Source organism: Actinoplanes sp. NBC_00393 (assembly GCF_036053395.1).
Taxonomy (GTDB): Bacteria; Actinomycetota; Actinomycetes; order Mycobacteriales; family Micromonosporaceae; genus Actinoplanes.
In genome coordinates this window covers 11,281,434-11,307,718 of the sequence record NZ_CP107942.1, presented here as the reverse complement: position 1 = coordinate 11,307,718, position 26,285 = coordinate 11,281,434, and the positions used below count along the sequence as shown (strand labels likewise).

Below are 26,285 nucleotides of genomic sequence, written 5' to 3'. Positions count from 1 at the left end.
TGATGATTCCTCAGCTCGGCGAGGAGGAGGCGCAGGCCGCTGCCGAGGCGATCCGCTCCGGCTGGGTCGCGCAGGGGCCGCGCGTCGCCCGCTTCGAGCAGGAGTTCGCGGCCGCGGTCGGCGCCGGGCACGGTGTCGCGGTCAGCTCCTGCACCACCGGGCTGCACCTGGCGCTGGTGCTGCTCGACATCGGTCCCGGCGACGAGGTGATCGTGCCGTCGCTGTCGTTCATCGCCACCGCCAACGCGGTCCGCTACGTCGGGGCGACGCCGGTCTTCGCCGACGTCGACCTGGCCACCGGGAACGTCACCGTGGAGACGATCGACGCGGTGCGCACCCCGCGGACCCGGGCGGTCATCGCGGTGCATCAGGGTGGCGTGCCGTTCGACACGGCCGCGCTGCGTAAGGCAACGGCCGGGTGGGGGGTCGGCCTGGTCGAGGACGCCGCCTGCGCGGCAGGTTCTTCGGCGTACGGGGAACCCGCCGGAACCGGCGCCGCGGTGGCCGCGTGGTCGTTCCACCCGCGCAAACTGATCACCACCGGTGAGGGTGGCATGATCACCGTCGACGACCCGGAGGCGGCGGCGCGGCTGCGCAGGCTGCGGGAACACGGCATGAACGTGTCCGCGGCCGACCGGCACAGGAGCGCGCAGCCGGTGCTCGAGGCGTACCTGGAGACCGCCTACAACTACCGGATGACCGACATCCAGGCCGCGGTCGGTCTGGTGCAGCTCGGCCGGCTGCCCGGCCTGGTCGCCCAGCGCCGGGAGCTCGCCGCCCGCTACCACGAGCTGCTGGCCGACATCGACGGTCTGGTTCCGGTACGGGACCCGGCGTACGGGCAGACCAACTACCAGTCGTTCTGGGTCCTGCTCGACGGTTTCCCGGTCGGCCGCGACGAGGTGCTGTCGGTGCTGGCCGAACGGGGTGTCTCGGCGCGGCGCGGCATCATGGCGGCACATCTGGAACCGGCGTACGCGGACGTGACCCCGGCCCCGCTGCCGGTCACCGAGCGGATCACCCGGGAGTCGCTGATCCTGCCGCTGCACCACCGGCTCACCGACGACGACCAGCAGCACATCGCCGGCGTCCTGCGGGAGCTGGCCGCCCGGTGAAGGACCTGGTCATCGTCGGGGCGGGCGGTTTCGCCAGGGAGACCGCCTCGGCCGCGGCCGCCGCCGGCCTGCGGACGCTGGGCTTCGTCGACGACGACCCGGCCCTGCACGGGACGGTCCGGTCCGGGCTGCCGGTGCTCGGCCCGGTCGACAGTGTGCTGAAGACGGACGCCGCCGTCGTGGTGTGCGTGGGCAATCCGCGCAACTTCACCGCGCGGCGGCGCATCGTCGAACGCCTCGGCCTGCCCGCCGACCGGTACGCGACGGTCGTGCACCCGTCCGCCGACGTGGGCCTGGGCAGCAGCGTCGGCCCGGGCAGCGTGCTGCTGGCCGGCACGGTGCTGACCGCCGACGTCGTCGTGGGCGCGCACGTGGCGGTCATGCCGCAGGCCGTGCTCACCCACGACGACCGGGTGGGTGACTACGTGACCATCGCGTCCGGCGTACGCCTCGGTGGCGGCGCGGTGCTGGCGCCCGGCGCCTACGTGGGGGCCGGCGCCCTGATCCGTGAGGGTGTGACCGTCGGTGCCGGCTCGCTGATCGGCATGGGTTCCGTGGTGCTGCACGACGTGCCGCCCGGCGAGGTCTGGGCCGGCAGTCCCGCCCGTCTACTGCGCAAGGAGCTGACTTCATGAGCCGAATCCCGCTCGTCGACCTGGCCGCCGCCCACGCCGAGGTGGCCGCCGAGGTCGAGACCGGATTCAAGCGCGTCCTGGCCGAGACTGCGTTCGTCGGCGGCGCCGAGGTGGCCGCGTTCGAGCAGGAGTACGCGGCGTTCTCCGGGCTGCCGCACTGTGTCGGCGTCGCCAACGGCACCGACGCGCTGGAGCTGGCGTTGCGGGCGGTCGGCGTCGGGCCGGGCGCCGAGGTGATCCTGCCGGCGAACACGTTCATCGCCACCGCGGAGGCGGTCGCCCGGGCCGGCGCTGCCGTCGTGCTGGTCGACTGCGACCCGCAGACCTATCTGATCGATGTGGAGGCGGCGCTGGCCGCCGTCACCCCGGCCACCCGCGCGATCGTGCCGGTCCATCTCTACGGCCAGCTCGCGCCCGTGGAGGAGCTTCGCAACGGCCTCGGCGGGCGCGATGTCGCCATCGTGGAGGACGCCGCGCAGTCGCAGGGCGCCACCCGGCACGGTCGCGGCTCCGGGGCCGACGGGATCGCCGCGACCAGTTTCTATCCGGGGAAGAACCTGGGCGCCTACGGCGATGCGGGTGCGGTCACCACGGCGTCCGAGCAGTGGGCCACCACGGTTCGCACCCTGGGCAGCCATGGTGGGCTGCGCAAATATCACCACGACCTGATCGGGGTGAACAGCCGGCTGGACGGTCTGCAGGCGGTCGTGCTGCGGGCCAAACTGGCGAGGCTGGCCGGCTGGAACGATCAGCGGCGGGCCGCGGCGGCGCGGTATCACCATCTGCTGGCCGGTCTCGACGACGTGGTGCTGCCGGTGACGCTCGAGGGCAACGAGCATGTCTGGCACATCTATTGCGTACGGGTGCCGCGCCGCGACGACGTGCTGGCGAAACTGAACGCGGCCGGTATCGGTGCGGCGATCCACTATCCGATTCCGGTGCACCGGACCGGGGCGTTCGCCCATCTCGGCGGCTCGTTCCCGCACGCTGAGGCGGTCGCGCCGGAGCTGTTGTCGCTGCCGATCTATCCGCAGATCACGGCGGACCAGCAGGCCCGGGTGGCCGAGCAACTGGCCGCGGCGCTGCGCTAGGCACGGACCGCGGTCACCGACTTGATCAAACCGACGGCACGTTCGTACCAGAGGTAAGAGTCCGGGAAGTAGGCGCGCATCTCGGTGAGCGACAGCAACTCGACGGAGGCGGCGTTGGCGACGGCCTCGGGCAGATCGCCGGCTCGCCCGGGGCTCAACGGCCAGCGGCGGGTCACTTCGGCGCGCACGCGCAACGGCAGGAACTGCATGCCCGGAAACACCCAGTGCGGCTCCACCGGAAAGTACCGGTACGGAGTCTGCACCCAGTGCCGGTCGGCGGCCCGCAGCACCACCTCGGCGAATCGTTGCCGGGGGACGTGGCCGCCGACGTGCTCGATCACCGAGTTGGAGACGACCAGGTCGAACCTGCGTCTCGTCACCGCGGCCGGCGGGTCGCAGGCGTCGCCGGTCACAGCGTCGATCCACGGCTCCGCGGCGTCGAACGACAGGAGGTTGAGCACCGTGACGTGCGCGGGCCGCACCGGGAAACCGCGCCAGAACAGCGGTTCGCCGCCTAGGTCGAGCACCCGCATGCCGGCCAGGCCCGGGAACGTCTCGACCAGTTTCGCTGCCCGGCGCCGCCGGGCAGCGTGCCCGAGTGATCCAGGTCCGTCCGCCAGCCGTGCCCGCACCCTGTGCCCGATCGCCATGGCGTCCCCCGTGCGCTGTCACCGAAGCCGACGCGCAAACCCTAACGGTGCGTCCACATTGGCCGTCGGCGAAGGGCGGCGATGAGGTGTATGTGACGCTGCGGGATCGACCGGGCAGGGACGCGGCCGGGGCAGTCACCCGCCGGGTCTCCGCCACGGTCGTGCTGCTTGGTGTGGTCAGCCTGCTGACCGACGTGTCGTCGGAGATGGTGGCGTCGGTGCTGCCCCTGTATCTCACGGCCGTGGTCGGGCTCAGCCCGGTGGCGTACGGCTTCCTGGACGGCATCTACCAGGGCGTCAGCGCCTTCCTGCGGATCGCGGGCGGCTACGCCGGGGACCGTGGCGGGCAGCCGAAGTGGGTCGCGGCTCTGGGGTACGGCGCGTCCGCCCTCAGCCGGATCGCGATGCTCCCGGCCACTGGGTTCGCCGCGATCACCGCCGTGATCACCGCCGACCGGCTCGGCAAGGGGCTGCGGACCGCGCCCCGCGACGCGCTGATCGCGGAGGCGTCCGACCCGCGGACGCTCGGGCGGGCGTTCGGTGTCCACCGCACCCTGGACACGATCGGTGCGGCGCTCGGCCCCCTGGTCGCGTTCGCGCTGCTCGCGAGCGTGCCCGGTAGCTACGACTCGATCTTCGTGGTGTCGTTCGCCTTCGCGCTGGTCGGCCTCGCCGTGCTGGTGCTGTTCGTGCCGAACCTGCGCACCCGCACCGGCACCGCCCGGATCGGGTTGCGCCGGGTGATGCGCGCGGTGGGCGGGCCCCGGCTGCGGCGTCCGCTGATCGCCGCCGGGGTACTGGGCCTGCTGACGGTCGGTGACGGTTTCCTCTACCTGTCCCTGCAGGAGCGCGACGACTTCGCGGCAGGCTGGTTCCCCTTGCTCTACGTCGGTACGAACGTCGCCTACCTGGCACTGGCCGTACCCCTGGGCCGGCTCGCCGACCGCATCGGCCGCGCCCGTGTGCTGGTGGCCGGCCACGCCGCCCTGCTCACCTGCTACCTGCTGGCCGCGCTGCCGGCCGGCGGGGTGGGGCTGACCCTGGCGGTCCTGCTGCTGCTCGGCGTCTTCTACGCGGCCACCGACGGTGTGCTGCCCGCCCTCGTCAGCCGGCTGGTCCCCGCGCAGGCACGAGGCACCGGCATCGCGGCCGGGCAGACCGTGGTGGCACTGGCCCGCTTCGCCTCGTCCCTGCTGTTCGGGGTGCTGTGGAGCCTGCAGGGCCCAGGCACCTCGCTGGTGCAGTTCGCGGTGCTCCTCGCCGTGGCGATCCCCGTGGCCGGCTGGCTGCTGCGCGGCACCGACCGGGACGAGGTCCCGGAGTGAGTCTGCGAATGCGCATCGTACTGCTGACCGCGATTCTGGCCGCGGCTCTGCTGGGCGCCGGCGGATACGTCTGGAACGTGCGGCAGGGCCAGGCCGAGACCGCAGCCCGGGCGCCCGGCGTCGCGACCGGTGGGAACACCGCGGATCTGCGGGCCGGACCGCATCTGGTGTTCCGCAACACCGCGCTGGGCCAGGGGTACGGCAAGGTCGCACTGGTCGCGCTGGACGATCCGGACGGCCCGCGGGCGTTCACCAGCGCTTCCTGCGAGCGGGTGTACGCGACCGCGGCCGACGCCGTCTGCCTCTCCGCCAAACGCGGGCTGGTGACCACCTACCAGGCGCGGCTGCTCGACAGCGACTGGGCACCCGAGCGGGACCTGCCGCTGACCGGAATCCCCAGCCGCGCCCGGCTTTCGCGGGACGGATCGCTCGTGGCGACCACGACGTTCGTCTTCGGCGACTCATATGCGAATCCGGGCCAGTTCTCCACCCGGACCGTCGTCAGCCGCACCGCCGGCGAAGTGGTCGGCGACATCGAGAAGTTCACGCTCACCGTGGACGGCAGGGCGATCACAGCGGTCGACAAGAACCTCTGGGGCGTCACGTTCGCCGACCACGACCGGTTCTACGCGACGGCCGCGTCCGGCGGGAGGACCTGGCTGGTCGAGGGAAGCCTGAGCGGCCGTACGGTGACCGCGCTGAGGAGTGACGTCGAGTGCCCGTCGCTGTCGCCCGACGGCACCAGGGTCGCCTTCAAGAAGCACGGCGACCTGCCGGCCGGACAGTGGCGTCTTGCCGTTCACGATCTGCGCACCGGCGCCGAGACCGTCCTGGCGGAGACCCGCAGCGTCGACGACCAGGTCGAGTGGCTCGACGACCGGACCGTGCTCTACGGGCTGGCCCGCACCACCCCGGGCACCGCCACCAGCGACATCTGGCAGGTGCCCGCGGACGGCTCGGGAGCACCGGCGGTGCTCGTCCACGACGCCTGGTCCCCCGCGGTGATCAGGTGAGGCAGAGGAAGGAAACGACGTGACGCCGACCCGTGACCGATTGGTGGTCTACCTCGCGGGAACCCCGTACGACGGGCCCGCCGGCACCGACCGGCACATCGCCGACGAGTTGAGCCGGCTGACACCGGTGCTCTACGTCGACCCGCCGGTGTCCGCGCTGACCCGGCTGCGCGACCCGGAACGGGGCACCTCGTGGAACACCCCGCCGCTCACCACCGTCCGGGCCGGCCTCGACCGTCTGGTTCCCCGGGTCACCCCCGGCATGTACCGGCCCGGCACCCGGCATCTGGTCCCACCGCTGATGCGCCGGGCCGTCCGCGACGCCGTCGACCGGCTGTACGGCTCCCCCGGCACCCCGATCGCCGCGCTGATCAGCACCCGGGTGGAGAACCTGCTGCACGCGGTTCCGGCCCGCCGCACGGTCTTCTACGCCACCGACGATCTGGTGGCCGGCGCCGACCTGATCGGCATCCCGCGCCGGCGACTCGCCGCCCAGGAGGCGGCCATCCTGCGGCGCGCCCAGGCGGTCGCGACCGTTTCGCTGCCGCTGCAGGAGAGGTACGCGGAGGCAGGCGTCACCGCCACAGTGGTGCCCACCGGCTGTGTGCCGGAGGTGTACGCCGCGGCCGACTCCGTGCCGGTCCCGGAGGACGCCCAACTGCCCGGCCCGGTAGCGGGATTCGTCGGCCACATCAACGACCGGATCGACCTCGGCCTGCTGGAGGCGGTCGCCGACACCGGCGACTCGCTGCTGATCGTCGGGCCGGTGGCCGCCGGCTACCAGCCCGCCCGGTTCACCGCGCTCGCCGCCCGGCCGAACGTGTGCCACACCGGGCCCAAGCCGTACGCCGACCTGCCCGGCTACCTGCGGGTCATCGACGTCGGGCTCACCCCGTACGCCGACAACCCGTTCAACCAGGCCAGCTTTCCGATCAAGACCTTGGAGTATCTGGCCGCGGGCCGTGACGTGGTCTCCACGCCGCTGCCGGCCAACCGGTGGCTCAGCACCGATCTGATCACCGAGGCGGCCGGCCCGGCCGCCTTCGCCGAGGCGACCCGCCAGGCCCTGAACCGGCCGCGCACCAGCGACGACGTACGGCGGCGCCGCGAGTTCGCCGGCCGGCACGCCTGGGCGGACCGGGCCCGGGTGCTCGCCGGGCTGGCCGCCATCACCACGACAGGAGCGATCCGGTGAGAATCCTCGTCTACCCGCACGCCATGGAGATCGGCGGCAGCCAGATCAACGCCATCGAACTCGGCGCGGCGATCCGCGACATGGGCCACGAGGTCGCCGTGATCGGCGAGCACGGCCCGCTCGTCGAACTGGTCACCCAGCTCGGCCTGGAACATCTTCCGCTGCCCGCCAACCGTAAACGTCCTTCGCCGAAGGTCGCCCGGCAGATCCGTGGCCTGATCCGCGAACGGTCCCTGGACATCGTGCACGGCTACGAGTGGCCACCGGCCCTGGATTGCGCCGCCGCCGCCTTTCCGGTCCGGGACACCGCGGCGGTCTGCACCATCATGTCGATGGCGGTCGCCCCGTTCCTGCCCGCCACCATGCCCCTGGTCGTGGGGACCGAGGCGCTGCGAGCGCACGCCGCCGACCGCCGGCCCGGCCCGGTCTATCTGATCGAGCCGCCGGTCGACGTCGACGCCAATGCGCCGGACCATCCGGTCGACCGGTTCCGCGCCGAGTACCGGCTGGATCGTGACGAGACCACGATCGACATCGCGGTGGTCAGCCGGCTGGTGCCCGAGCTCAAACTGGAAGGCGTGCTGACCGCGATCGACGTGGTGGGCGAGGTGGGGTGCACACGGCCCGTCCGGTTGATCATCGCTGGTGACGGCATCGCCCGCGAGGAAGTCGAACGGCGGGCCGCGGCCGCCAACGCCCGTGCCGGACGGCGGGCTGTGGTCCTCACCGGGGAGCTGCGGGACCCGAGGCCGGTCTACGCCGCAGCGGACATCATGCTGGGCATGGGCAGCTCGGCGCTGCGGGCCCTGTCGTTCGGCCGCCCGCTGGTGGTCCAGGGTGAGCGCGGCTTCTGGGAACTGCTCACGCCGGACACCGTGAACCTGTTCCTGCAACAGGGCTGGTACGGCCTGGGTGACGGTACCGGCGGCGCCGAACGGCTGACCCAGCATCTGCTGCGCCTGCTCGACGACGCGCCACTGCGGGCCAAGCTGGGTTCCTACGGCCGGGACCTGGCCGTTGAGCGTTTCAGCCTGCAGAAGGCGGCCCGCAGCCAGCTCGACATCTACGAGCGGGCGATCGCCGACCGCCGGGCCGGGGCGGGCCTGGTGCCGCGTGCCGCAGTGGCGGCACGCGCTGCCGCCGGGTTGTTCACCTACAAGGTCAACCGCAAGATCACGGCGGTACGCGGCACGCAGCGCCGTGACGACTTCAACGTGGCGACCCTCGCCCAGCAGGCGATGAAGCGCTGACCGGCCGATCAGGCCGGCTGCATCGAGCGCAGTGAGCGCAGGTCGTGCCGGGTGCGGTAGAGCAGGGCGGCCACCACCGCCGCGCCGGCCGCACCCATCACGGCCAGTGCCGCCAGGTCGGGCCGCACAGCTGTGCCGGCCAGGTAGGCCAGTCCGGCGGCGAGGACGGCACCGAGTACCGGGACCACGAGCCGGGACAGGAAAGCACCGGGTGCGATGCCGGTGCGGCGCAGTTCGTAGAGGTAGAGCGGCAGCACCACCAGCAGGGCGACAGCGAACTGTGCGGCCGCCGCGCCCGCCGATCCACCGGACCGGGCGCCCAGGTAGACAGCCGGCAGCAGAACCAGCAGCCACACCACCTGGATCGTGAAGACCACCCTGGTGTTGGCGAGAACGACGAAATAGTCGTAGACCAGCTCGAAGACGATCCGCAACGCACCGAGCAGACCCAGCCAGGGCAGCACGGCGGCGGCCGGGCCCCACGCTGCCCCGTAGACCAGACCGATCAGCGGTTCGGCGGCGACGGCGAGCAGCACGCAGACCGGCAGGGTGATCGAGGTGAGCAGGCCGGCGGTGGACAGGAAGGCCTGGCGCATGGCCGGTGGATCGCCCTGCAGTCGTGCCAGCGCGGCCGGCGCGACCTGGCGGACCGGCTGGGAGAACATGGTGACCGGCCAGTTCGCCAGGTTGACGGCCAGCACATAGAAACCCAGCGGCACCGGGCCGAGGACGGCGCCGACGATCAGCCGGTCGATGTTGGCGACCGCGAAGACGATGATGCTGGAGCCGGCCAGCGGCAGGCCGAAGCGCAGCAGCGCGCGGGCGGTCCCGGGGTCGAAGCCGGGGCGCAGACCCTGGGGCGCGAACACGGCGAGCAGCACACCGCCCGCCAGGGCGCCGGTGAGCTGGCCGACCGCCAGGCTCATCGCACCGAACCCGGCGAGGGCGCAGCTGATCGAGACGAACGCTCCCAGCCAGGTGGTGACCTGGTCGGCGACCATCTTGCGGTCCTGCCGGAAATGGCGCTGCAGCAGCGCGGCCGGCGCGGCGACCACACCGTTGACGAGCACGCAGAGCGCCAGAACCCGGACCACCGGGGTGGCACCGGGATCGCCCATGAGTTCCGCGAAGGCGGGAGCGCCCAGGTAGCAGCCGGCGTAGACCAGCACGCTGGAAACGACCGAGATGGTGGCGACCGTCGGCACGATCGTGTGCGGCTCCCCCGGCCACCGCACGATCGCCAGGCTCACCCCCAGCTCGTTGAAGCTGAGAACGGCGAGCAGCGCGACCATTGCCACCGCGAACGTGCCGAACTCCTGCGGCCCGAGGATCCTGGCCAGCGCGATGCCGATGGCCAGGGTGCCGAGGCGGGCCAGAGCGGTGCTGGCGAAGCTCCATCCCAGGGCCCGCCCGGCGCGGGCGGCAAGCGGTTTGTCGTCTTCGGCGGTCTGCGTCATCCCTACTGCTCCGGCTGGAAGTAGACGTCCACCCAGAAGTTGTGGTTGGTCGCCGACCCGGGGAAGCCACTGGTGCCGTAGCCGTACATGCCGCCGCCCTGCGGCACCCGCAACGGTGGCGCGATCACGCCGGCCTGGGCGAACCCGTTGATGTCGGCCGCGTACTGGCCCACCGCGGTGTGGTAGCTGACCACGTACGTCGTGCCGGCAGTGACCTCGACGGCTGCCGCGAAACGCACGGACTGCCAGCCGGACGCGGTCTCCTGGCCGAAGACCGCCGACGCGAGCGGGTCGCCGTCCGCCTCCCACAACGCGCCGGTGTGCGTGCCGGTGTTCGCCGGGCCCTTGTAGAACCGCAGGCCGGTGACCGTCCCATCGACGTCGGGGATGAACTTCATGCCGACGTTGATCGGATCATCGTCGTCGAAGTCTGGTGTGGCGGGCACGGCGTTCACGGCGAAGACGTTCACACCCTCCGGCGGTTCCGGTGTCGTGCCGGGACCGTCCTCCGGCAGGAACAACGGGTCCACCCAGTAGTTGGCCGAGTTGTAGGTCTGGGTCGGGAACCCGGACGAGCCGTACCGGTAAACGCCGTTGGCGCCGGCAGGCGCCCGCAGCGGGCCGTTGGTGTGCGCCGCGGTGAAGAAGCCCGGGGTGTACGCGTACCCGCCGTTCGGCGCGAAGTAGGAGATCACGTAGCTGCCGCCGGCCACCACGTCGACCGGGCTGTCGAAGGCTGCGGTCTGCCAGCCGTTACCGGAGCCCGGCCCGAAGGTGACCTGCCGGATGACACTGCCGGCCGCCGACCACAGCGTCCCGGTGTGGGTGCCGGTGTTGCCGGGCCCCTGGTAGTACCGCAAGCCGATGATCTTGCCGCTGGTCAACGGGACGAACTTGACGCCCAGTTCCACCGGCGCGGCGTCGTCGCTGCTGGCCACCTGCGGTGTCGCGCCGGTGGCGAACAGCTTCTTCACCGACGGGTTCAGGTCGATGGTGAAGCTCCACTCGACCGGTTCCTCAGTGGTGATGCCGTTCGTGTCGGTCGCCGTGACCCGGGCCGTGTACCGGCTGGCCGCGGTGAACGGCACAGACGGGATGAACGTGGCGCTCTTCGTCGCCGCGGTGTACCCGAACGAGCCGGCCACCGGCGCCCCGGTGGAGTCCTCCACGATGAACGTCAGCGTCGCCGGGTTCAGCGCCTTGGTGAAGACCACCGAAGGATGCACCCCGGCCTCGACACCGCTGGCGTTGTGCAGTGGCGTGGTCGAGACGGCGGACGGCGGCGCGTTCTCACTGGAGACGAACTGCACGTCGACGTAGTAGTTGGTGTCGGCGTAGGTCCGCGTGGGGAAGCCCGCGCCGTACCCGAAGACGCCGTTGCCCCCGGCCGTCGCCGACCGGCGCACGGTGAGTGGCGACGCCTTCCAGTCGGTGAGGCTGAAGGCCCGGGCGTCGGCGGCGTAGTGGCCGACCGGTGCGTAGTACGACACCACGTAGGTCTGGCCGGCCTGCACCTCGGCCGGCCGCGTGAGTTTGAGGGTCTGCCAGCCGCTGGCGGTCTCGTCGGTGAACGTGCCGTGCGCCAGCCGGTCGCCGGTGGACGACCAGAGGCTGCCGGTGTGCGTCCCGGTGTTGCCGGCACCCTTGTAGAACCGGATCGCCGTGACGAAGCCCTGCACCTCAGGGACGAACTTGACGCCCAGCTCGAGGGCCGTCGAGTCGTTCGTCGAGGTGTTCGCCGGGACCCTCGCACCGAACAGGGTGTTCTTGCCGGTCAGGGTGAACTGCCGGGTGGCGGGTGCGCCGATGTTGACGCTGTCATCGATGGCACGCACCCTCGCCACCTGGGCGCTGAGCCCGGTGGTGTACCACGAGTACGACCAGGAGCTCGTCCCGGTGGCCGGGTGCCAGGTGGCGCCCGCGTCGGTGGAGACCTCGACCCCGGCGACCCGGCCACCGACGTCGCTCGCGGTGCCGCTGAGGGTCACCTTCGTGCCGTTGGCAACCGTGGTGGTGGACGCGGGCGAGGTGATCGACACGGTCGGCGCGGTGGTGTCGGTGGAGGCCGAAACCGGCTCCAGCTCGCTCATCAGGGTGTCAGGCTGCACGTTCATGTCGGCGAACAGGTTGATGGTGGCCTGCTGCATCCGCTCGTCGACCGGGGCGACCGCGCCGTCGTGGTAGGTGTCCAGGCCCCAGGACCACTGGATGGTGCCGGCCGAGAACACCAGCGCTCCGCTGGGCGCCCGGTAGAGGGTCATGGAGTGGGTGGTGGTGCCCGGCGCGACCTGTTTGCCGAAATCCAGCAGGTACTCCGGGGTCGGGCCCACGGTGGTGGAGAGCCGGATCAGTCCGGCGGGCCGGAAGCCGTTGTCCAGGTCCTCGTTCGACTCGTAGCCCACGGTGTGCGGGGCGAGGGTCGCCATCCCGGAGGACAGTCCGGCGACGGTGGTCTCGCGCCACAGCCGGTACTTGCCCTGTGCGGCCGGCACCGTCATCGGCAGGTCGGTCGAGTTGGCCATGTAGGCCGTACCGATCAGCGCGTTCTCCGGGTTGCCGCCGCCGTTCGCGGGCGGGCTGAACCGCGGGTCGCGCCAGGTGCCGGTCCACTCGGCGGTGGGGTCGAGCTCGTCGGTGTCCGACCAGGTCTCCTTGTAGCAGACCAGGGTCCGGAACTGGGTGGTCGGCCCCGCCGTGCTCGGCTCCCAGCGGGTCCGCCAGTACACGTCGTTGCCGCTGAAGAAGGCGAGGTGCACACCGGCGTCCCGGGCCGCCTCGACGTGCGCACGCTGGGCGGCCGACCAGTACTCGTCGTGGCCGTTGGTGATGAAGACCTTGTGGTTCTGGATGAGCTGGCCGCGCCGGTCGCTGTCGACGTTCGTCGTGTAGCTGATGTCGTATCCGTTGCGTTCCAGGAACCGCAGCATCGGATACTCCGCGCTGAACAGGAAGTCACGGCCCTCCATCGCGCCGCGGGTGGCGAACGGCCGGTTGTAGCTCAGTTTGTAGGCCCGCCCGTTCTCCCCGCCCTCGTAGAAGTCGGCCCCGCCGTACAGGTTGTAGGCCTGCCAGGTGGCGTCGGAGGTCTGGAAGAACAGGTCCGAGGTGCTGGCGTCGTTGCGCACGATGAACGTGATGTGGCTGGCGCCGCCGGTGTCCGGGCGCCGCAGCTTCGCGATGTAGACGCCGGAGACCTGAGCGGCCGGGACCGCCCAGGACGCCGAGACGGCCCAGCCGCCGCAGTCGAAGATGGCGGTCTGCGTGTTGGTGGCGCAGTCGTCCGGGGAGTTGGCAACGGACAGGTTCGGCGTCAACGGCGTGATCTTGCGGGCGCCGTCGCCGTCATACCACCCCAGCCGGTAGACGTCGATCGTGTACGACGCGGCGTCGGTAGCGATCTTGAAGTTGATCGTCGAGCCGGCGTTGACGCTGATGTCGGTGGCGAAGCCCTGGATCGAGTCGTCGCCGGCGCCGAGGATGTCCCACTCCTCGTGCGACGTGCCGTCCTTGCTGTTCTCGCAGACGATCGGGTTGAGCACCGGGGCACACGGATCGGCGAGTGCGGCCGTGGCGGATCGCGGAGGCAGAGCCCCGGCCCCGATCAGCACGACCGCTGTCAGCGCGGCGAGCGTCCTTGACGACCTGCTCACATCGACCCCCACGTGTGTCCCGGACAGTCCGCGGAGTGACCGTAACCCTAGGATCACTGCGAGTGTTCAACCGTTCGGCCACCGTCCACTGTCGTCAGTTGGACAGCGGACCAGCCGACCTGAGAGGCAGGGTGGTCCGCACGACCCGGGCCGGGTGGGTCAACCGCCACACCGCCCCGGTGAGCCCCACCATCAGTGCCAGAACCATGGTGTACGTGCTGAAGCTCAGCGAGTCGAAGAAGGCCGCCACCACGAGCGCGATCAGCTGCGTCGCGATCAGCGCGGCACACAGATGCCGGTCCTCGCCGCTCGGTGAGCGCCGCAACGCGACGAAGGCCAGGACGATCGCGGTCAGGTGCAGCGAGGCCAGGGCGGCCACCCCGATCAGGCCGGTGCTCAGCGCCTGGGCGAGCCACTGGTTGTCGAGGAACTGGTACTGCGGGGAGATCCAGGTGCCGGTGCCCCGGCCCCACCACGGGCGTTGCGAGAAGTAGTAGCCGACCATCTCGTACCGCTTGGTGCGGGCGGTGATGCTGGAGTCCTCACCGGCGCCGGCAAACAGGTTGAGCAGCGTGTTGGCGAGCGCCGGTCGCATCACCAGCAGCCCGGCGACCAGCGTCACCGCGATGACGGCCAGGTTGTAGCGCATCCGCCAGGTCCAGACCGGGATCATCACCAGCAGCGCGATCCCGACCGCGACGAAACCGGTGCGCGACACCGTGGCCGGGATCGCCGCCGCGATGATCAGCGCCGTCACCATGAACAGCTGCCGGGAGTGCCGGGCCGGGGCGAACCTGGCGAAATGGATGGCGAACGGCAGGCTCATCGCCATCACCGTGCTGAACTCGATGTAGTGCGTCATGGTGCTGGCCACCCTGATCGCGCCACCGCGCAGCTCGAAGCCCGGCTCGACGCCGTTGGACGACAGCCCGGGGAGAGCGATGTACTGGGTGAAGTCGAACCAGAACACGAACTGCACCAGGCCCAGGAAGCCGACGACGCCGGCGCACCAGACCAGGGTCCGCAGCACACCGCGCAACCGGTCCCAGTTGGGGATGCCGTCGGCTGCGGTCAGAATCACTCCGGTGAAGGCGAGTGCGGCGAGGATCGCCCGGTCGGCGCCGTTGGCCTCCATCGCCGTCAGGCCACGCCAGTAACCCGCGGCGTAGGAGATCAGTAGTGCGACCAGGTAGATCAGCACAATCCAGCGCATCGGCTGCGGCCCGCCCACCATCAGCCGCGGGTTGAAACGCACCAGCACCCACCAGCACCACAGGCCGATGGCGAACAGCACCGCGGGCCGGCCGACATCGCTGAGACTCTGCAGGATGAGCCGCGCCGGGATCAGCATGAGCAGGAAGATCATGATGCTCAGCAGCCCGGACGCGTCGATCCGGGTGAACCGCCGACGGGTGCGGTAGGTGCGCGAGCCGACCAGGGACGGCTCGAGGTCGGTCGGGTGCGGCGACGGGCCCGCAGGTGACAGCAGCAGGCCCGTGGTGTCCGGAGCGAGGCTCAAGGACGCTTGCTTCCGTTGCGGTTGTTGCGCGACTGCCAGGTCGGCGAAGGCAGCACGATGGTCTCCTCGCCGGTCGGCACCAGCTTGGCCGTCTCCTCGCCCACCGCCCGCCTCTCCGGCTCCGCGTCGCCGTCGTCGTGCGCGGCACCGACCTTGGCCGGCACCGGAACCGCTTCGGACATCGGCACGACCGCCGACGGCCGCACCGGGGGCTCGCCCGCGGCCGGCACGACGGCGCCGTCGGCGCGCTTGCGGTCTCGGCGGCGCAGCCAGGCGTCGATCGCGACGGTCAGCGCCACAGCGAGCAGACCGCCGACAGCGGCGACGGCGATCAACGCCCGCTTGACCTTGGACGTGGACTCCTCCACGTTGTCGCCGAGGTCGAGCCGCCGTACGGTGATCAGCTGCTCCTTGGGTGCGCCGTACTCGTCCTGCAGCGTGGCGACGCTGTCGGAGAACCGCTTCACGAGTTGCTCGGACGTCTGCGTCGCCTGGACCTCGTCGTCGCCGATCACCTCGAAGGTGAGGATCGGCAGTTGCGGATCCTGGGTCAGCGTGAAGTCGTCGCTGTACCCTGCGGTCTTCAGCGCTTTGACGATCTTCTTGTCCTGCACGGAGATCATCCCGGCTTTGGTCAGGGAGGCCAGTCCGAGGTCCAGCCACGGGTTGCGGGCGCTCGCCTTGGTCTCGTCGTTGGCCTTCGGGGTGATCGCCGGCGGCACGAGCTGCACGTAGCTCGTCGCGACGTAGTCGGGCTCCACCCGGGTCGCCACGAACAGGGTGGCGCCGATGGCCAGCATGACCGCGGGCACGGAGACATACCAACGCCGGAACATCAGCTTGGTAAGGTCCCAAAAGTCCACTTCAGCCCCTTCGCAGGCGCGGCTGGATACGAGCGACGGCACGACCGGACGGCCCCTGTGCCGAGAGTGACGCGCCGAACACGTTACCGGCAGCCAACCAGGCGACAGACGCGCTGTCCACATTCCACGATCGCCGGATCATGGCGTGATCTTGTAGATGTGATACGAGAACTCCTTGGCGAAGGTATCGGTGACTGTGCCACCGCTGATCGGAACCGTCCGGTTCTCGAACAACACCTCGGCCTCGGCACCGGACACCCCCTCGGGCAGGGTCAGCTTCTGCTCCCCGGTCCCGCCGGTCCGGCCGGGCATCGCGAACACGTAGTAGGACCCGTCGTACTGCTTCAGCATGGTGTCCAGCGCCGGGTTGAACTGCCAGCGGAACGACTGCGTGTTGAGCACCGGCGCCAGGCTTTTGATTCGCCGGTTGAGCTCGGTGACGGCCGGGCGCACCGCCGTGCCGCAGGCGTCGCGCAGGACGTGCTGCGAGATGCAGTCACTACCGAAGTTGTGGTTGAAGTAGAGGATGCCGCGGGCCTCGTGGATCAGCGAGTTGACCACCGCGCCGGCGATCTGCTCCTTGGTGATGGTCGGCGAATCGTTGCCCTCGAAGGGATGGCCCACCTCCACGAACGCGTAGATCGGCTGGCGCTTGCCGTCCATCGCGTCGACCTCACGCATCCGGTCCATGGTCAGCCCGTAATTCGCGGAGCGGCGGCAGGCATCCTCGGGCACCCCGATCGCCGGGCCCTCCGAGGAGGAGTAGCAGACGTTCGGATCCGTGTACCAGTAGATGTCGTTGGAGACGACCGTGGTCCACTCGTTGACGAACCGGCTCGCGTCGGCGTTGTTCTGCCAGAACATGATGCCCTTGCCGAAGTTGGCGTACCGCATCCGGTCGGTCCCGGCGGGCAGGTCCGCGGAGAGGCGGTCCATCACGTCGAACCCGCAGTCGTACTTGCCCGAGGTGCATGGGTGGCCCTCACCGGGGTACTTGCCGGTCCACTTGCTGTCGCCGGCCCCGCCCCACATGTCGACCTCGTCGTTGATGATCCAGGCCGTGGTCTCGCCGCCGGTGTCCTTGCGGTTGTCGGTGGTCATCGCATGCATGTCGTTGCGCTCGATCAGGTTCATGTCCGAACCGCTGGTCAGCATCACGTAGGTGTTCAGCCCGACGGCCTTGTCCTTGCTCACGTCATCCTGCGTGTAGACGCCCTCGTACCACACGCCGATCGGGAAGAAGCCCGGGTCGTGCCAGTCCGCGGCGTTGCTCTTGCCGAAGCGTGCGTAGTACGACGGGCCGCCTTCCCAGGGCACCCGGGGTAGCGCGAGATCAGCGCTGCCGGCCGGCGGCGCGGTGGAGACGGACGGCGACGGCGGGTTGAGGCTCGGTGCGGTGGACGGCGGTGTGGTGGGGGCGGCCGGTGACGCGGAGGTGACGGCCGGGGCGGGCGCCGGTTTCGCACCCGGTTTGAACACCACGTCCACCCAGTAGTTGCTGGCCTTCCACGACTGGGTGGGGAAACCCCCGGACCCGTACGCATAGAGCCCGCCACCCACCGTGCTCAGCGGCCCCGCCCGGACGGCGCGCCCGGAGAAGTAGTCGGCCGACGCCCGGTACCGCGTCGTGTGGTAGGACACCACGTACTCCCGGCCGGCCTCGATGCGGACCGGCGCGGACAGGGCGACCTGCTGCCACCCGGACCGGCTCTCCCGTGCCGGGGTCGCGGTCGCGAGCCGCTGCCCGCTGCCGGACCACACGGTCACCCGGTGTGCGCCGCGATCACCGTTGACCTTGAGGAAACGCACCGCGGTGAGCGCACCGGCCCTGCCCGAGGTGAACCGGAGGCCCAGCTCGACCGGCCGGGTGTCGGAGTCGGCGGTGACCCCGGACACGTCCTCGGCGGCGAAGAACGAGTAGGTGTCCGCCTTGGAGGTGACCGCATACGCCGTGACGACCGTGGCAGCCACCAACATGGTCAGGGCGGCGGCGATCGTGAAGACGGGCCTCCAGCGCCGCCCGACTTGCTGGCTGTTCAATGATCAACCTTTCGGCAGGTCGGCCGGAGAGGCGTTCTCGGGCGAGGAACGCGGCCCGGGGACACGGACCGGCGCGGCCGCACGGCCCCAGCCGGAGCGCACGTCCCAGGAGGGCGACCGGCGTCTGCGCTCGGCGAGCAGGACGACGGCGACGTAGACCACCGCGTCGGGCAGCAGCCACGGCGCCCGGAGCACCACGTTACGCAACCACGATGTCGCACTGGGGCCCGCGACCGGATCGAGCGTCCGCTCGTACCCCGAGGGCGACGCCTCGACGAAGCGCCGGAACTCGGCGTTGCCGTCGCGGGCCCGGGCCACCCGGCGCACCAGCTCCGGGCCGGTGCGCGGCGCCACCACCCGGACCGGCTGGTCGATCTCGGCCTTCTCGCCGGCGGCGACGACCGCGTCCAGGAACATGTCGTCGGCGGTGATGTCCGGAAAGCGCGGGAACCGGGCGCGGGCCCGCGCGGAGACCGCGATGACGCCCCGGCCGAACAGCCGCCCCCGGAAGACCGGCAGGCGGGCGTTGATCCGATAGTAGGCGCGCACCGGCCAGGTGCTCGCCGAGGTGTCGACGACCGGCCGCGGGACGGCGGCCTCGATGCCGGGCTCGGCGACCGCCGCGGCCAGCAACCGGATCAGCCGGGGGCCGGCCGGGACGTCCGCGTCCAGGTAGACGCGCACCTCGCCGGTGGCGATGTCGTCGGCCGCATTGAGCGCCGCCGGCTTGGACGGCATGGCGATCTCGGCGACGCGGACACCGAACGAGCGGGCCACCTCGGCCGTGCGGTCGGTGCACCCGTTGGCGGCGACGATGATTTCAAGATCAGTGTCCCCCGTCAATGCGGACAAAGCGGTTCCGATGCCCGCCTCCTCATTGAATGCGGGCACTATGACGCTGATTCGCACGACCCGAGCCTTCCGCCCCGGACAGGGCCGGAACAACCGGTCGAATGGACGAGGCTTTATCGCAAAGTCGACACCCGAGGCGACCATTCGTGCCCTTGTCCACTGTGGTGGCATCGGTAGCGTCCAGGAGGTGAAGGCGTCTCAGGAGAGCCCGGAAACACCTGTTGCACAAGGGAAAACTGTGAAGGTGGGGAGTGTCCAGTTTGATCCGTTGACCGAGCAAGAAGTGGTGAATCGGGTGCTGGCCGAGCTGTCGGCCGGCGCCGGCGGGCAGATCATCACGCCGAATGTGGACATTCTGCATCGAGCCATGCGCGATGCGGAGGCACGCCGCCATATCACGTCCTCGACAATTACGGTCGCCGATGGGAAACCGCTGATCTGGGCTAGCAAGATCGCCGGAAATCCGCTACCCGCACGCGTACCCGGATCTGATTTGATCTGGAGTCTGTCGGCCGCGATGGCCGGCGCCGGCCGGTCGGTGTATCTGCTCGGCGGCGAGCCCGGCACCGCGCAGCAGGCCGAGGAGGTGCTGCGCGAGCGGCACCCCGATCTCAAGCTCGCCGGGCACCTCAGCCCGCCGTTCGGCTTCGACACCCGCGCGAGCGAGTACGACGCGGTCTGCGACGAGGTCGCCGGGAGCGACCCGGATCTGGTGTTCGTCGGGTTCGGCTTCCCGAAACAGGAACGCGTCATCGCCCGGCTGCGCCCACGCCTGCCACAGACCTGGTTCATGGGCTGCGGCGCCGCGATCGGCTTCGTCGCCGGGGTGCACTCCCGGGCTCCCGGCTGGATGCAGGAACGCGGCCTGGAATGGCTGCACCGGCTGGCGCTGGAACCACGCCGCCTGATGCGGCGGTATCTGGTCGACGACGCCCCGTTCGCGATGCGCCTGCTCGCCGCCAGCGCCAGGCAGCGCCTGCGGGGTGGTGCCCGATGAGCGAGCTTGCGAGCGAATCCATGGGCTCAGTCATCAGCTCGTCGCGGCGCCGGAGCGCAGCGGAGGTGGCGCGATGAGCCGGCCGGACGTCTCCGTCGTCATCGTCTCCTACAACACCCGTGAGCTCACCCTGCGCTGCCTGGGCCAGTTGCTCGACAGTCGCACCGCCGACGTGAGCTTCGACGTCACGGTCGTCGACAACGCCTCGTCCGACGGCTCCGCCGACGCCATCGCGCAGGCTTTCAGCGAGGTACGGCTGATCCGGCTGACCGAGAACGTCGGCTGGGGCCGGGGCGTCAACCGCGGCGCGGTGGCCAGCAGCGGCGAGTATCTGCTGTTGCTCAACCCGGACACCGCCCCGGTCGGGCACCCGGTCGCCGAGCTGTTCCGGTTCGCCCGGCAGCACCCGCGGCACCGCATCTACACCGGCCGCACCCTGCACGCCGACGGCACCGACGACATGTACTGCTGCTGGGGCCTGCCCAGTCTGCGCGGCTATCTCGGCTTCGCCACCGGCCTGTCGACGCTGTTCCCGGGCAGCCGGCTCACCAACCCGGAGGGTCTGCCCGGTTACGACCGGCGCAGCGTCCGGGAGGTGCCCGCCGTCTCCGGTTGCAGCATGCTGATCGAGCGGGAGCTGTTCCACCGGCTGGAGGGCTTCGACCCGCAGTTCTTCCTGTACAGCGACGACATCGACCTGTGCGCGCGGGCGGCGGGACTCGGCGCCCGGCCGGTCGTGGTGCCGGACGCCGCGGTCATCCATGTGGGCGGGGCGTCGTCGAGCTCGGAGGGCCAGCGGATCCGGATCCTGCGGGGCAAGGCGACGTACGTACGCCGCCACTGGTCCCGTCCCCGTGCCGGGATTGCGCTCGCATTGCTCCAGGCCGGGGTGGGTCTGCGCGCGGCCGGCAAGGCCGTGCTGGGCCGGGACCGGTCGCGCGGGGTCGACTGGGCGGCGGTCTGGAGCGATCGGCACACCTGGGCTGCCGGCTGGCCGGCGGTGGAGGAGCCGCGGCCGCCGCACAGCGCCCTCGACGCAGTCCCCACATCCTGATTCGCGGGAGCGCGCAAGGCGCGCTCCCGCTTCTCAGTACGCTCCCGAGCTGCGCACGACCGCATTGACGGTACGAGCGAGGATCGCCAGATCCATTGCCAGCGACCAGTTCTCCACGTAGGTCAGGTCGAGCCGGATCGACTCCTCCCACGACAGGTCGGAGCGCCCCGACACCTGCCACAGCCCGGTCAGCCCCGGCTTGACCACCAGCCGCCGCAGCATGTCCGCCGGATAGCCGGCCACCTCGCGGGCCAGCGGCGGCCGCGGCCCGACCAGCGACATGTCGCCCTTGAGCACGTTGACCAGCTGGGGCAGCTCGTCCAGGGAGAACCGGCGCAACCACTGCCCCACCGGGGTCACCCGCGGGTCCGCCCGCATCTTGAAGAGCTCGCCGTCGGTGTCGTTGAGGTTGCGCAACTCCTGAAGGCGCGCCTCGGCGTTGACCACCATCGTGCGGAACTTGTAGAGCTTGAACGGCCGGCCGTCCTTGCCGACCCGCTCCTGCGTGAAGATCGCCGGTCCGCGGCCGCCGGGGCCGAACATCACCAGCCCCGCCACCACGGCGAGCACCGGCGCGCTCAGCATCAGCAGGATCAGCGCACCCACCCGGTCGAAGATCGCTTTCACGATGCGGGCGCTGCCCTTGAGGCGAGGGTGCTCGACGTGCAGCATCGGCAGGCCGTCGACCGGGCGGATGGTGGTGCGGTCACCGGCCACGTCGATCAGTGTGCTGGCCACGATCAGGTCGATCTCGTCGCGCTCCAGCTGCCAGGCGAGGCGCCGCAGGGCCGCGCCGTCGATCTCCGGGCAGGACAGCACGACGACGGTGTCCGCCCCGGCGCGGGTGACCGCGGACGCGATCCCGTCGAAGGTCCCGTAGACCGGTGGCAGTCCGGGTCGCAGCCGCGTGCGGTCCGGACCGGCCGGCAGGCAGGCGCCGATCACGCCGAGGCCGTGATAGCGCTCGCGGCGCAGCCGGCGGGTCATGTCGACGACGGCGCGCGCGTGCCCGACCAGGATGACGCGGTGCAACCGGTCGCCGCGGGCCCACTGCCGGTGCAGCCGCTGCCGGTACGCATACCGCGCGCCGAGGTCGGCGAGGACCGCCAGCGGCATGGCGATCAGCACATAGCCGCGGGCCAGGCGCAGGTCGAGAGCGAAGGAGACGATGGCGATGAGGGCGGTCAGCGCCAATCCGGAGCGGAACACCCGCGCGTATTCGTCGGTGCCGACGAAGAGGTGCCGTGGCTCGTACGCCCGGTTGACGGCGAGGCACGCTGTCCAGGCGATCGGGAAGAGGATCGTGAGCCACACGTAGTCCCGCATGAACGGCTCGGCGCCGGTGGAGCCGAATCGCAGGATCAGGGCGCTCACCGCGGCCAGCAGGCCGACGGCCAGGTCGATCAGATAGAGGTTCCGTGCGTACCGGCTGGTCCATCCGGCCCGGGTCTCGCCGGCCCGGGCCTGCGCCCGGAGTTGTAACGCCTGTTCGGCAAGATCGAGGGTGGCGGCCGATTCGATGGTCTGCACGTCGTTGCCCCCGTCATCGACTGCGGTCAACCTTGATCCGCTTTTACCGGTATACCGGGACATGCCAGCAGGACCGGACAAAGTGGATTGCTCCCGGAGAGTCGTCCCACGGGCCACACTGGACAGACTGTCCAACTCCGACCACTCAGCGCTACACCTTTCCGTTTGTTAGGAATGGCGATTCGGAGGATGGGGAAAGCGAAAAAGGTGCAAGCTGTCCAGATCGGACCAACCAGATTCTCGGCGTGCATCGCCGCACACCGTGGCGGAACCGCTGCCCGCCTTACTACACACGGCGACGCAGGGTCAATCGGCCGACGGGGACGATTGAATGTAATCAATCAGACTGCAGCTATCGGGTAGACGAAAGGGTGGGTCGCCCCACCCTTTCGGCAACAGATGATCTAGCTCCGCTGAGATTCAACATAGGCGCAACAATCGTCGAACCGGGGCAACAAACCGACAGCCTGGGCCTCCGCCAGGGTCGGCGCCTCGGCATCCTTGCCCGACAGCAACGGATCGCCCGCCGGCCAGTCGATCCCCAGCGCCGGGTCCAGCGGATGAACCCCGTGCTCATGCCCCGGCCGGTACCCCGACGAGCACAGATAGGCCACCGTCGCCCCCTCGGTCAGCGCGCAGAACCCGTGCCCCAGCCCCTCCGCCAGATACACCGCCCGCCGCTCCTGATCATCGAGCCGGACCGCCTCCCACGCGCCGAACGTCGGCGACCCCACCCGGATGTCCACCACCACGTCCAGCACCGCGCCGGACACGCAGGTCACATACTTGGCCTGGCCGGGCGGCACGTCGGCGAAGTGGATGCCGCGCACCACGCCCCGCGCCGAAGTGGACAGGTTGGCCTGGGCCAGGTCGAACCGGTGGCCGAGCACCTCGGCCAGAGCGTCGAACCGGAACCACTCCAGGAACGTGCCCCGCGCGTCGCCGTGCTGCACCGGCGTGACCTCGTAGGCGCCCTCGATCGTCAACGGCCTGATCTTCACCGGACACCATCCTCCTCGAGCAGCCCCACCAGATATCGGCCGTAGCCGCTCTTCAGCAACGGTTCGGCCAGTTCACGCATCTGATCGTCGGAGATGAAGCCGAGCCGCCAGGCCGCCTCCTCGACGCACCCGATCTTCAGGCCCTGCCGTTCCTCGATCACCCGGACGTACTCCGAGGCCTGCACCATCGACTGGAACGTGCCGGTGTCCAGCCACACCGTGCCCCGGTCCAGCACGGTCACGTCGAGGCGGCCCTGCCTGCGGTACTCCTCGTTGACCGCGGTGATCTCGAGCTCGCCGCGGGCGCTGGGCTCCAGCTTGTCGGCGATCTGGACCACGTCGGCGCCGTAGAAGTAGAGGCCGGGCACCACGTACCGGGACTTGGGCCGTTGCGGTTTCTCCTCGATCGAGAGCACCTTGCCGGCCGGGTCGAACTCGACCACCCCGTACCGCTCCGGGTCGGCGACCGGATAGGCGAAGATCCGCCCGCCGTCCGGCTGCGGGAAGCGGCCGGGACCGATGCCGTGGAAGATGTTGTCGCCCAGGATCAGCGCCACCGGCTCGGTGCCGATGAAGTCGGCGCCGATCCGGAACGCCTGGGCGATCCCGTCGGGTCTCGGCTGCTCGGCATAGGTGAGCGAGAGCCCGAAGCGGCTCCCGTCGCCGAGCAGTCTCGCGAAGTGCGGCTGATCCTCGGGTGTCGTGATCACCAGGATCTCGCGGATCCCGGCCGACACCAGTGTGGTCAGCGGGTAGTAGATCATCGGCTTGTCAAAGATCGGCATGAGCTGTTTCGACATGGCCATCGTGATCGGCCACAGCCGCGAGCCGGTGCCACCGGCGAGCAGAATTCCGCGCACCGGGGAACACTAAACTCAGGCCGCCACCCTCTACACTCGCCAGTCGTGCAGATTTTCGTGACCGGCGGTGCCGGTTTCATCGGATCCAGCTACGTCAGAGCGCTGCTCCAGGACGAGTACGCGGGAGCCACCGGCGCTTCCGTGACCGTTCTGGATCTGTTGTCGTATTCCGGAAATCGCTCCAACCTGCCGCTGTCGGATTCCCGACTGCGATTCGTGCAAGGCGACATTTCCGATTCTGCCCTCTTGCGGGAACTGCTGCCGGGACATGACGCCGTTGTGCATTTCGCCGCCGAATCCCATGTGGACCGGTCTATTTCCGGCGCGCTCCCGTTCGTCGCGACCAACGTCCTCGGCACCCAGGTGCTGCTCGACGCTGCGCGCGAGGCCGGCGTGGACCGGTTCCTGCACGTCTCGACCGACGAGGTGTACGGGTCGATCGCCGAAGGATCGTGGACCGAGTCGTGGCCGCTCGCGCCGAACTCGCCGTACGCCGCTTCCAAAGCCGGCTCCGACCTGCTCGCCCTGGCCGCCCACCGCACCCACGGCATGGACGTGGTGGTCACCCGCTGCTCCAACAACTACGGGCCGTACCAGTTCCCGGAGAAGGTCATCCCGCTGTTCGTCACCAACCTGCTCGACGGCAGGCCGGTGCCGCTCTACGGCGACGGCGGCAACATCCGTGACTGGCTGCACGTCAGCGACCACTGCCGCGGCATCCAGCTGGTGCTGGAGAAGGGCCGGGCCGGCGAGGTCTACCACATCGGCGGCGGCACCGAACTGAGCAACCGGGAGCTGACCGGCCGCCTCCTGGAGGCCTGCGGCGCCGGCTGGGACATGGTCCGCCCGGTCACCGACCGCAAGGGCCACGACCGCCGCTACTCGCTCGACATCACCAAGATCAGCGAGGAGCTCGGCTACACCCCACAGGTCAGCCTCGGCGAGGGCCTGGCCGCGACGGTCGCCTGGTACCGCGACAACCGCACCTGGTGGGAACCGCTCAAAACCCGGGCCGGCCTCTGATGCCCCGGCCCATGCGCTGGCTCATCACCGGCGCCGGCGGCATGCTCGGCCGCGACCTCCGGACCGCCCTGACCGAAATCGGTCACACGGATGTGGTCGCGGCCACCCGAGCCGACCTCGACGTCACCGACCCGGCCGCGATCCGCGAGGCTGTGGCCGGCGCCGACCTGGTCCTCAACGCCGCCGCCTGGACCGACGTGGACGGCGCCGAGACGAACGAGGAAGCCGCCACCGCGATCAACGGCCACGCGGTCCGGCTCCTGGCCGAAGCATGCGGTAAACGGCTGATCCACATCTCCACCGACTACGTCTTCGACGGCAACGCCACCAGCCCCTACCCCGAGGACACCCCGCACGCGCCGCTCAACGCCTACGGTCGCGGCAAAGCCGCAGGTGAACAGGCCGTCCTCGCCACCGGCGGCTACGTGGTCCGCACCGCCTGGCTCTACGGCGCCCACGGCCCCAACTTCGTCCGGACCATGCTGCGACTCGCCACCGAACGCGACACCATCGACGTCGTGGACGACCAGCAGGGCCCGCCCACCTGGTCCTATGCGCTGGCCCACCAGCTGGTCGAGCTGGGCCTGGCCGCCGACGCCGGCCGCGCCGAACCCGGCGCCTACCACGGCACCGCCGCCGGCGTCACCACCTGGTACGGCCTCGCCCGCGCAGTCTTCGCCGAAGCCGGCCACGACCCCGGCCGCGTCCGCCCCACCACCAGCGACCGCTTCCCCAGGCCCGCGAAACGCCCGCCCTACAGCGTGCTGGGCCACGCACGCTGGTCATCCACCGTCGTCACCCCACTCCCCCCCTGGCGCGCGATGCTCACCGACGCCATGCCCTCCCTGCGAACCCCATGAAGATCAACCCCCGTCCCGGTACGCCTACACCTCCCCCAACCACACCTACCCGTCCCGCCCAGCCCCGGCGACGCCCCAGCCACTCGCGCCCTCCAGCGCCCCCGCCGGGCTGATGCCCGGCTCACCCAGCGACGCCACACGACCAGGCCAGGCCCCACACCCCGCCAGCTGACCACCACCGCTGCCAAAACGACCGCGAAGCAACACTGAGCGTCAGCCAAGAGCCGCGGCTGACCACCACCGCTGCCAAAACGACCGCGAGACAACACTGAGCGTCAGCCGAGAGCCGCGGCTGACCACCACCG

Annotated in this window: 21 protein-coding genes; 11 read left to right on the top strand and 10 right to left on the bottom strand. The window is 70.5% G+C overall.

Translation table 11 applies throughout. The features are described from left to right. The first annotated feature begins 2 nt into the window (after positions 1-2). From OHA21_RS52140 to OHA21_RS52130, 3 genes are read left to right on the top strand one after another with little or no spacing between them, the layout of a single operon-like run. A complete protein-coding gene (locus OHA21_RS52140) occupies positions 3-1,115 on the top strand; it encodes a DegT/DnrJ/EryC1/StrS family aminotransferase (RefSeq protein ID WP_328468580.1) in 1,113 nt (370 codons plus the stop codon). Continuing rightward, complete coding sequence (locus tag OHA21_RS52135; protein WP_328468578.1) at positions 1,112-1,750, top strand: acetyltransferase; 639 nt, start codon at positions 1,112-1,114, stop codon at positions 1,748-1,750. The genes OHA21_RS52140 and OHA21_RS52135 overlap by 4 nt, the downstream gene beginning before the upstream one ends. Continuing rightward, positions 1,747-2,841 (top strand): DegT/DnrJ/EryC1/StrS family aminotransferase, encoded by a 1,095-nt coding sequence (locus OHA21_RS52130; RefSeq protein WP_328468576.1) that lies wholly within the window; start codon positions 1,747-1,749, stop codon positions 2,839-2,841. The genes OHA21_RS52135 and OHA21_RS52130 overlap by 4 nt, the downstream gene beginning before the upstream one ends. Here OHA21_RS52130 and OHA21_RS52125 read toward each other — a convergent pair. Further along, positions 2,838-3,491 (bottom strand): class I SAM-dependent methyltransferase, encoded by a 654-nt coding sequence (locus tag OHA21_RS52125; protein ID WP_328468574.1) that lies wholly within the window; start codon positions 3,489-3,491, stop codon positions 2,838-2,840. The two genes, OHA21_RS52130 and OHA21_RS52125, sit on opposite strands and share 4 nt — an antisense overlap. Positions 3,492-3,538: 47 nt before the next feature. Between OHA21_RS52125 and OHA21_RS52120 the strand changes: the two genes are divergently transcribed. The 4 genes from OHA21_RS52120 to OHA21_RS52105 are packed head-to-tail and all read left to right on the top strand — an operon-like array spanning position 3,539 to position 8,274. Next, positions 3,539-4,816, top strand: a complete 1,278-nt coding sequence (locus tag OHA21_RS52120) for an MFS transporter (RefSeq protein WP_328468572.1) — start codon at positions 3,539-3,541, stop codon at positions 4,814-4,816. Between the two features lie 8 nt (positions 4,817-4,824). Further along, positions 4,825-5,829, top strand: coding sequence for a hypothetical protein (locus OHA21_RS52115; RefSeq protein WP_328468571.1), 1,005 nt, complete (start codon positions 4,825-4,827; stop codon positions 5,827-5,829). Positions 5,830-5,848: 19 nt separating this feature from the next. Next, on the top strand, positions 5,849-7,024 hold the full coding sequence (locus tag OHA21_RS52110) for a glycosyltransferase (protein WP_328468569.1): 1,176 nt from the start codon (positions 5,849-5,851) through the stop codon (positions 7,022-7,024). Next, positions 7,021-8,274, top strand: a complete 1,254-nt coding sequence (locus OHA21_RS52105; protein WP_328468567.1) for a glycosyltransferase family 4 protein — start codon at positions 7,021-7,023, stop codon at positions 8,272-8,274. The genes OHA21_RS52110 and OHA21_RS52105 overlap by 4 nt, the downstream gene beginning before the upstream one ends. 8 nt (positions 8,275-8,282) lie before the next feature. On the opposite strand, the gene OHA21_RS52100 is transcribed toward OHA21_RS52105, so the two are convergent. The 6 genes from OHA21_RS52100 to OHA21_RS52075 form a co-directional block, all read right to left on the bottom strand. Beyond that, on the bottom strand, positions 8,283-9,731 hold the full coding sequence (locus tag OHA21_RS52100; protein WP_328468565.1) for a lipopolysaccharide biosynthesis protein: 1,449 nt from the start codon (positions 9,729-9,731) through the stop codon (positions 8,283-8,285). Between the two features lie 2 nt (positions 9,732-9,733). Further along, positions 9,734-13,381, bottom strand: a complete 3,648-nt coding sequence (locus OHA21_RS52095; RefSeq protein WP_328468563.1) for a DUF4082 domain-containing protein — start codon at positions 13,379-13,381, stop codon at positions 9,734-9,736. Positions 13,382-13,475: 94 nt separating this feature from the next. Then, entirely contained in the window at positions 13,476-14,900 is a 1,425-nt protein-coding gene (locus OHA21_RS52090) for an O-antigen ligase family protein (RefSeq protein ID WP_328468561.1), read from the bottom strand. After that, positions 14,897-15,763 (bottom strand): EGFR-like transmembrane domain-containing protein, encoded by an 867-nt coding sequence (locus OHA21_RS52085; RefSeq protein ID WP_328468558.1) that lies wholly within the window; start codon positions 15,761-15,763, stop codon positions 14,897-14,899. The genes OHA21_RS52090 and OHA21_RS52085 overlap by 4 nt, the downstream gene beginning before the upstream one ends. A gap of 138 nt (positions 15,764-15,901) precedes the next feature. Beyond that, the gene (locus tag OHA21_RS52080; RefSeq protein ID WP_328468556.1) at positions 15,902-17,803 is read right to left on the bottom strand and encodes a DUF4082 domain-containing protein; all 1,902 of its coding nucleotides are present in this window, start codon (positions 17,801-17,803) and stop codon (positions 15,902-15,904) included. A 3-nt stretch (positions 17,804-17,806) separates the two neighbouring features. Continuing rightward, on the bottom strand, positions 17,807-18,655 hold the full coding sequence (locus OHA21_RS52075; protein ID WP_328468554.1) for a glycosyltransferase: 849 nt from the start codon (positions 18,653-18,655) through the stop codon (positions 17,807-17,809). Between the two features lie 40 nt (positions 18,656-18,695). Between OHA21_RS52075 and OHA21_RS52070 the strand changes: the two genes are divergently transcribed. Together OHA21_RS52070 and OHA21_RS52065 are read left to right on the top strand one after the other, a co-directional pair. Further along, complete coding sequence (locus OHA21_RS52070; RefSeq protein WP_328468552.1) at positions 18,696-19,652, top strand: WecB/TagA/CpsF family glycosyltransferase; 957 nt, start codon at positions 18,696-18,698, stop codon at positions 19,650-19,652. Positions 19,653-19,725: 73 nt separating this feature from the next. Beyond that, the gene (locus tag OHA21_RS52065) at positions 19,726-20,706 is read left to right on the top strand and encodes a glycosyltransferase family 2 protein (protein ID WP_328468550.1); all 981 of its coding nucleotides are present in this window, start codon (positions 19,726-19,728) and stop codon (positions 20,704-20,706) included. Between the two features lie 33 nt (positions 20,707-20,739). Here the strand turns inward: OHA21_RS52065 and OHA21_RS52060 are convergent, their stop codons facing one another. The 3 genes from OHA21_RS52060 to rfbA all read right to left on the bottom strand — a co-directional run bounded on the left by OHA21_RS52060 (position 20,740) and on the right by rfbA (position 24,097). Continuing rightward, positions 20,740-22,236 carry a sugar transferase gene (locus OHA21_RS52060; protein WP_442875227.1) on the bottom strand — a complete coding sequence of 499 codons (1,497 nt, stop codon included), beginning with the start codon at positions 22,234-22,236 and terminating at the stop codon, positions 20,740-20,742. 404 nt (positions 22,237-22,640) lie between these two features. Next, entirely contained in the window at positions 22,641-23,237 is a 597-nt protein-coding gene (locus tag OHA21_RS52055; RefSeq protein WP_328468547.1) for a dTDP-4-dehydrorhamnose 3,5-epimerase family protein, read from the bottom strand. After that, positions 23,234-24,097, bottom strand: coding sequence for a glucose-1-phosphate thymidylyltransferase RfbA (gene rfbA, locus OHA21_RS52050; RefSeq protein WP_328468545.1), 864 nt, complete (start codon positions 24,095-24,097; stop codon positions 23,234-23,236). Before rfbA ends, OHA21_RS52055 begins: the two co-directional genes overlap by 4 nt. Before the next feature lie 45 nt (positions 24,098-24,142). On the opposite strand from rfbA, the gene rfbB reads away from it, so the two are divergent. Then, positions 24,143-25,120 (top strand): dTDP-glucose 4,6-dehydratase, encoded by a 978-nt coding sequence (gene rfbB, locus OHA21_RS52045; protein WP_328468543.1) that lies wholly within the window; start codon positions 24,143-24,145, stop codon positions 25,118-25,120. Positions 25,121-25,131: 11 nt separating this feature from the next. After that, complete coding sequence (rfbD, locus tag OHA21_RS52040) at positions 25,132-25,980, top strand: dTDP-4-dehydrorhamnose reductase (RefSeq protein WP_328468541.1); 849 nt, start codon at positions 25,132-25,134, stop codon at positions 25,978-25,980. Positions 25,981-26,285: the final 305 nt, after the last annotated feature.

What these genes read in the sequence shown, in the direction of transcription:
- OHA21_RS52140 (WP_328468580.1), top strand. Translation starts at nt 3, where the DNA reads ATGATTCCTCAGCTCGGCGAGGAGGAGGCGCAGGCCGCTGCCGAGGCG.
- OHA21_RS52130 (WP_328468576.1), top strand. Translation starts at nt 1,747, where the DNA reads ATGAGCCGAATCCCGCTCGTCGACCTGGCCGCCGCCCACGCCGAGGTG.
- OHA21_RS52125 (WP_328468574.1), bottom strand. Translation starts at nt 3,491, where the DNA reads ATGGCGATCGGGCACAGGGTGCGGGCACGGCTGGCGGACGGACCTGGA.
- OHA21_RS52115 (WP_328468571.1), top strand. Translation starts at nt 4,825, where the DNA reads ATGCGCATCGTACTGCTGACCGCGATTCTGGCCGCGGCTCTGCTGGGC.
- OHA21_RS52100 (WP_328468565.1), bottom strand. Translation starts at nt 9,731, where the DNA reads ATGACGCAGACCGCCGAAGACGACAAACCGCTTGCCGCCCGCGCCGGG.
- OHA21_RS52070 (WP_328468552.1), top strand. Translation starts at nt 18,696, where the DNA reads ATGACGCTGATTCGCACGACCCGAGCCTTCCGCCCCGGACAGGGCCGG.
- OHA21_RS52065 (WP_328468550.1), top strand. Translation starts at nt 19,726, where the DNA reads ATGAGCCGGCCGGACGTCTCCGTCGTCATCGTCTCCTACAACACCCGT.
- rfbD (WP_328468541.1), top strand. Translation starts at nt 25,132, where the DNA reads ATGCGCTGGCTCATCACCGGCGCCGGCGGCATGCTCGGCCGCGACCTC.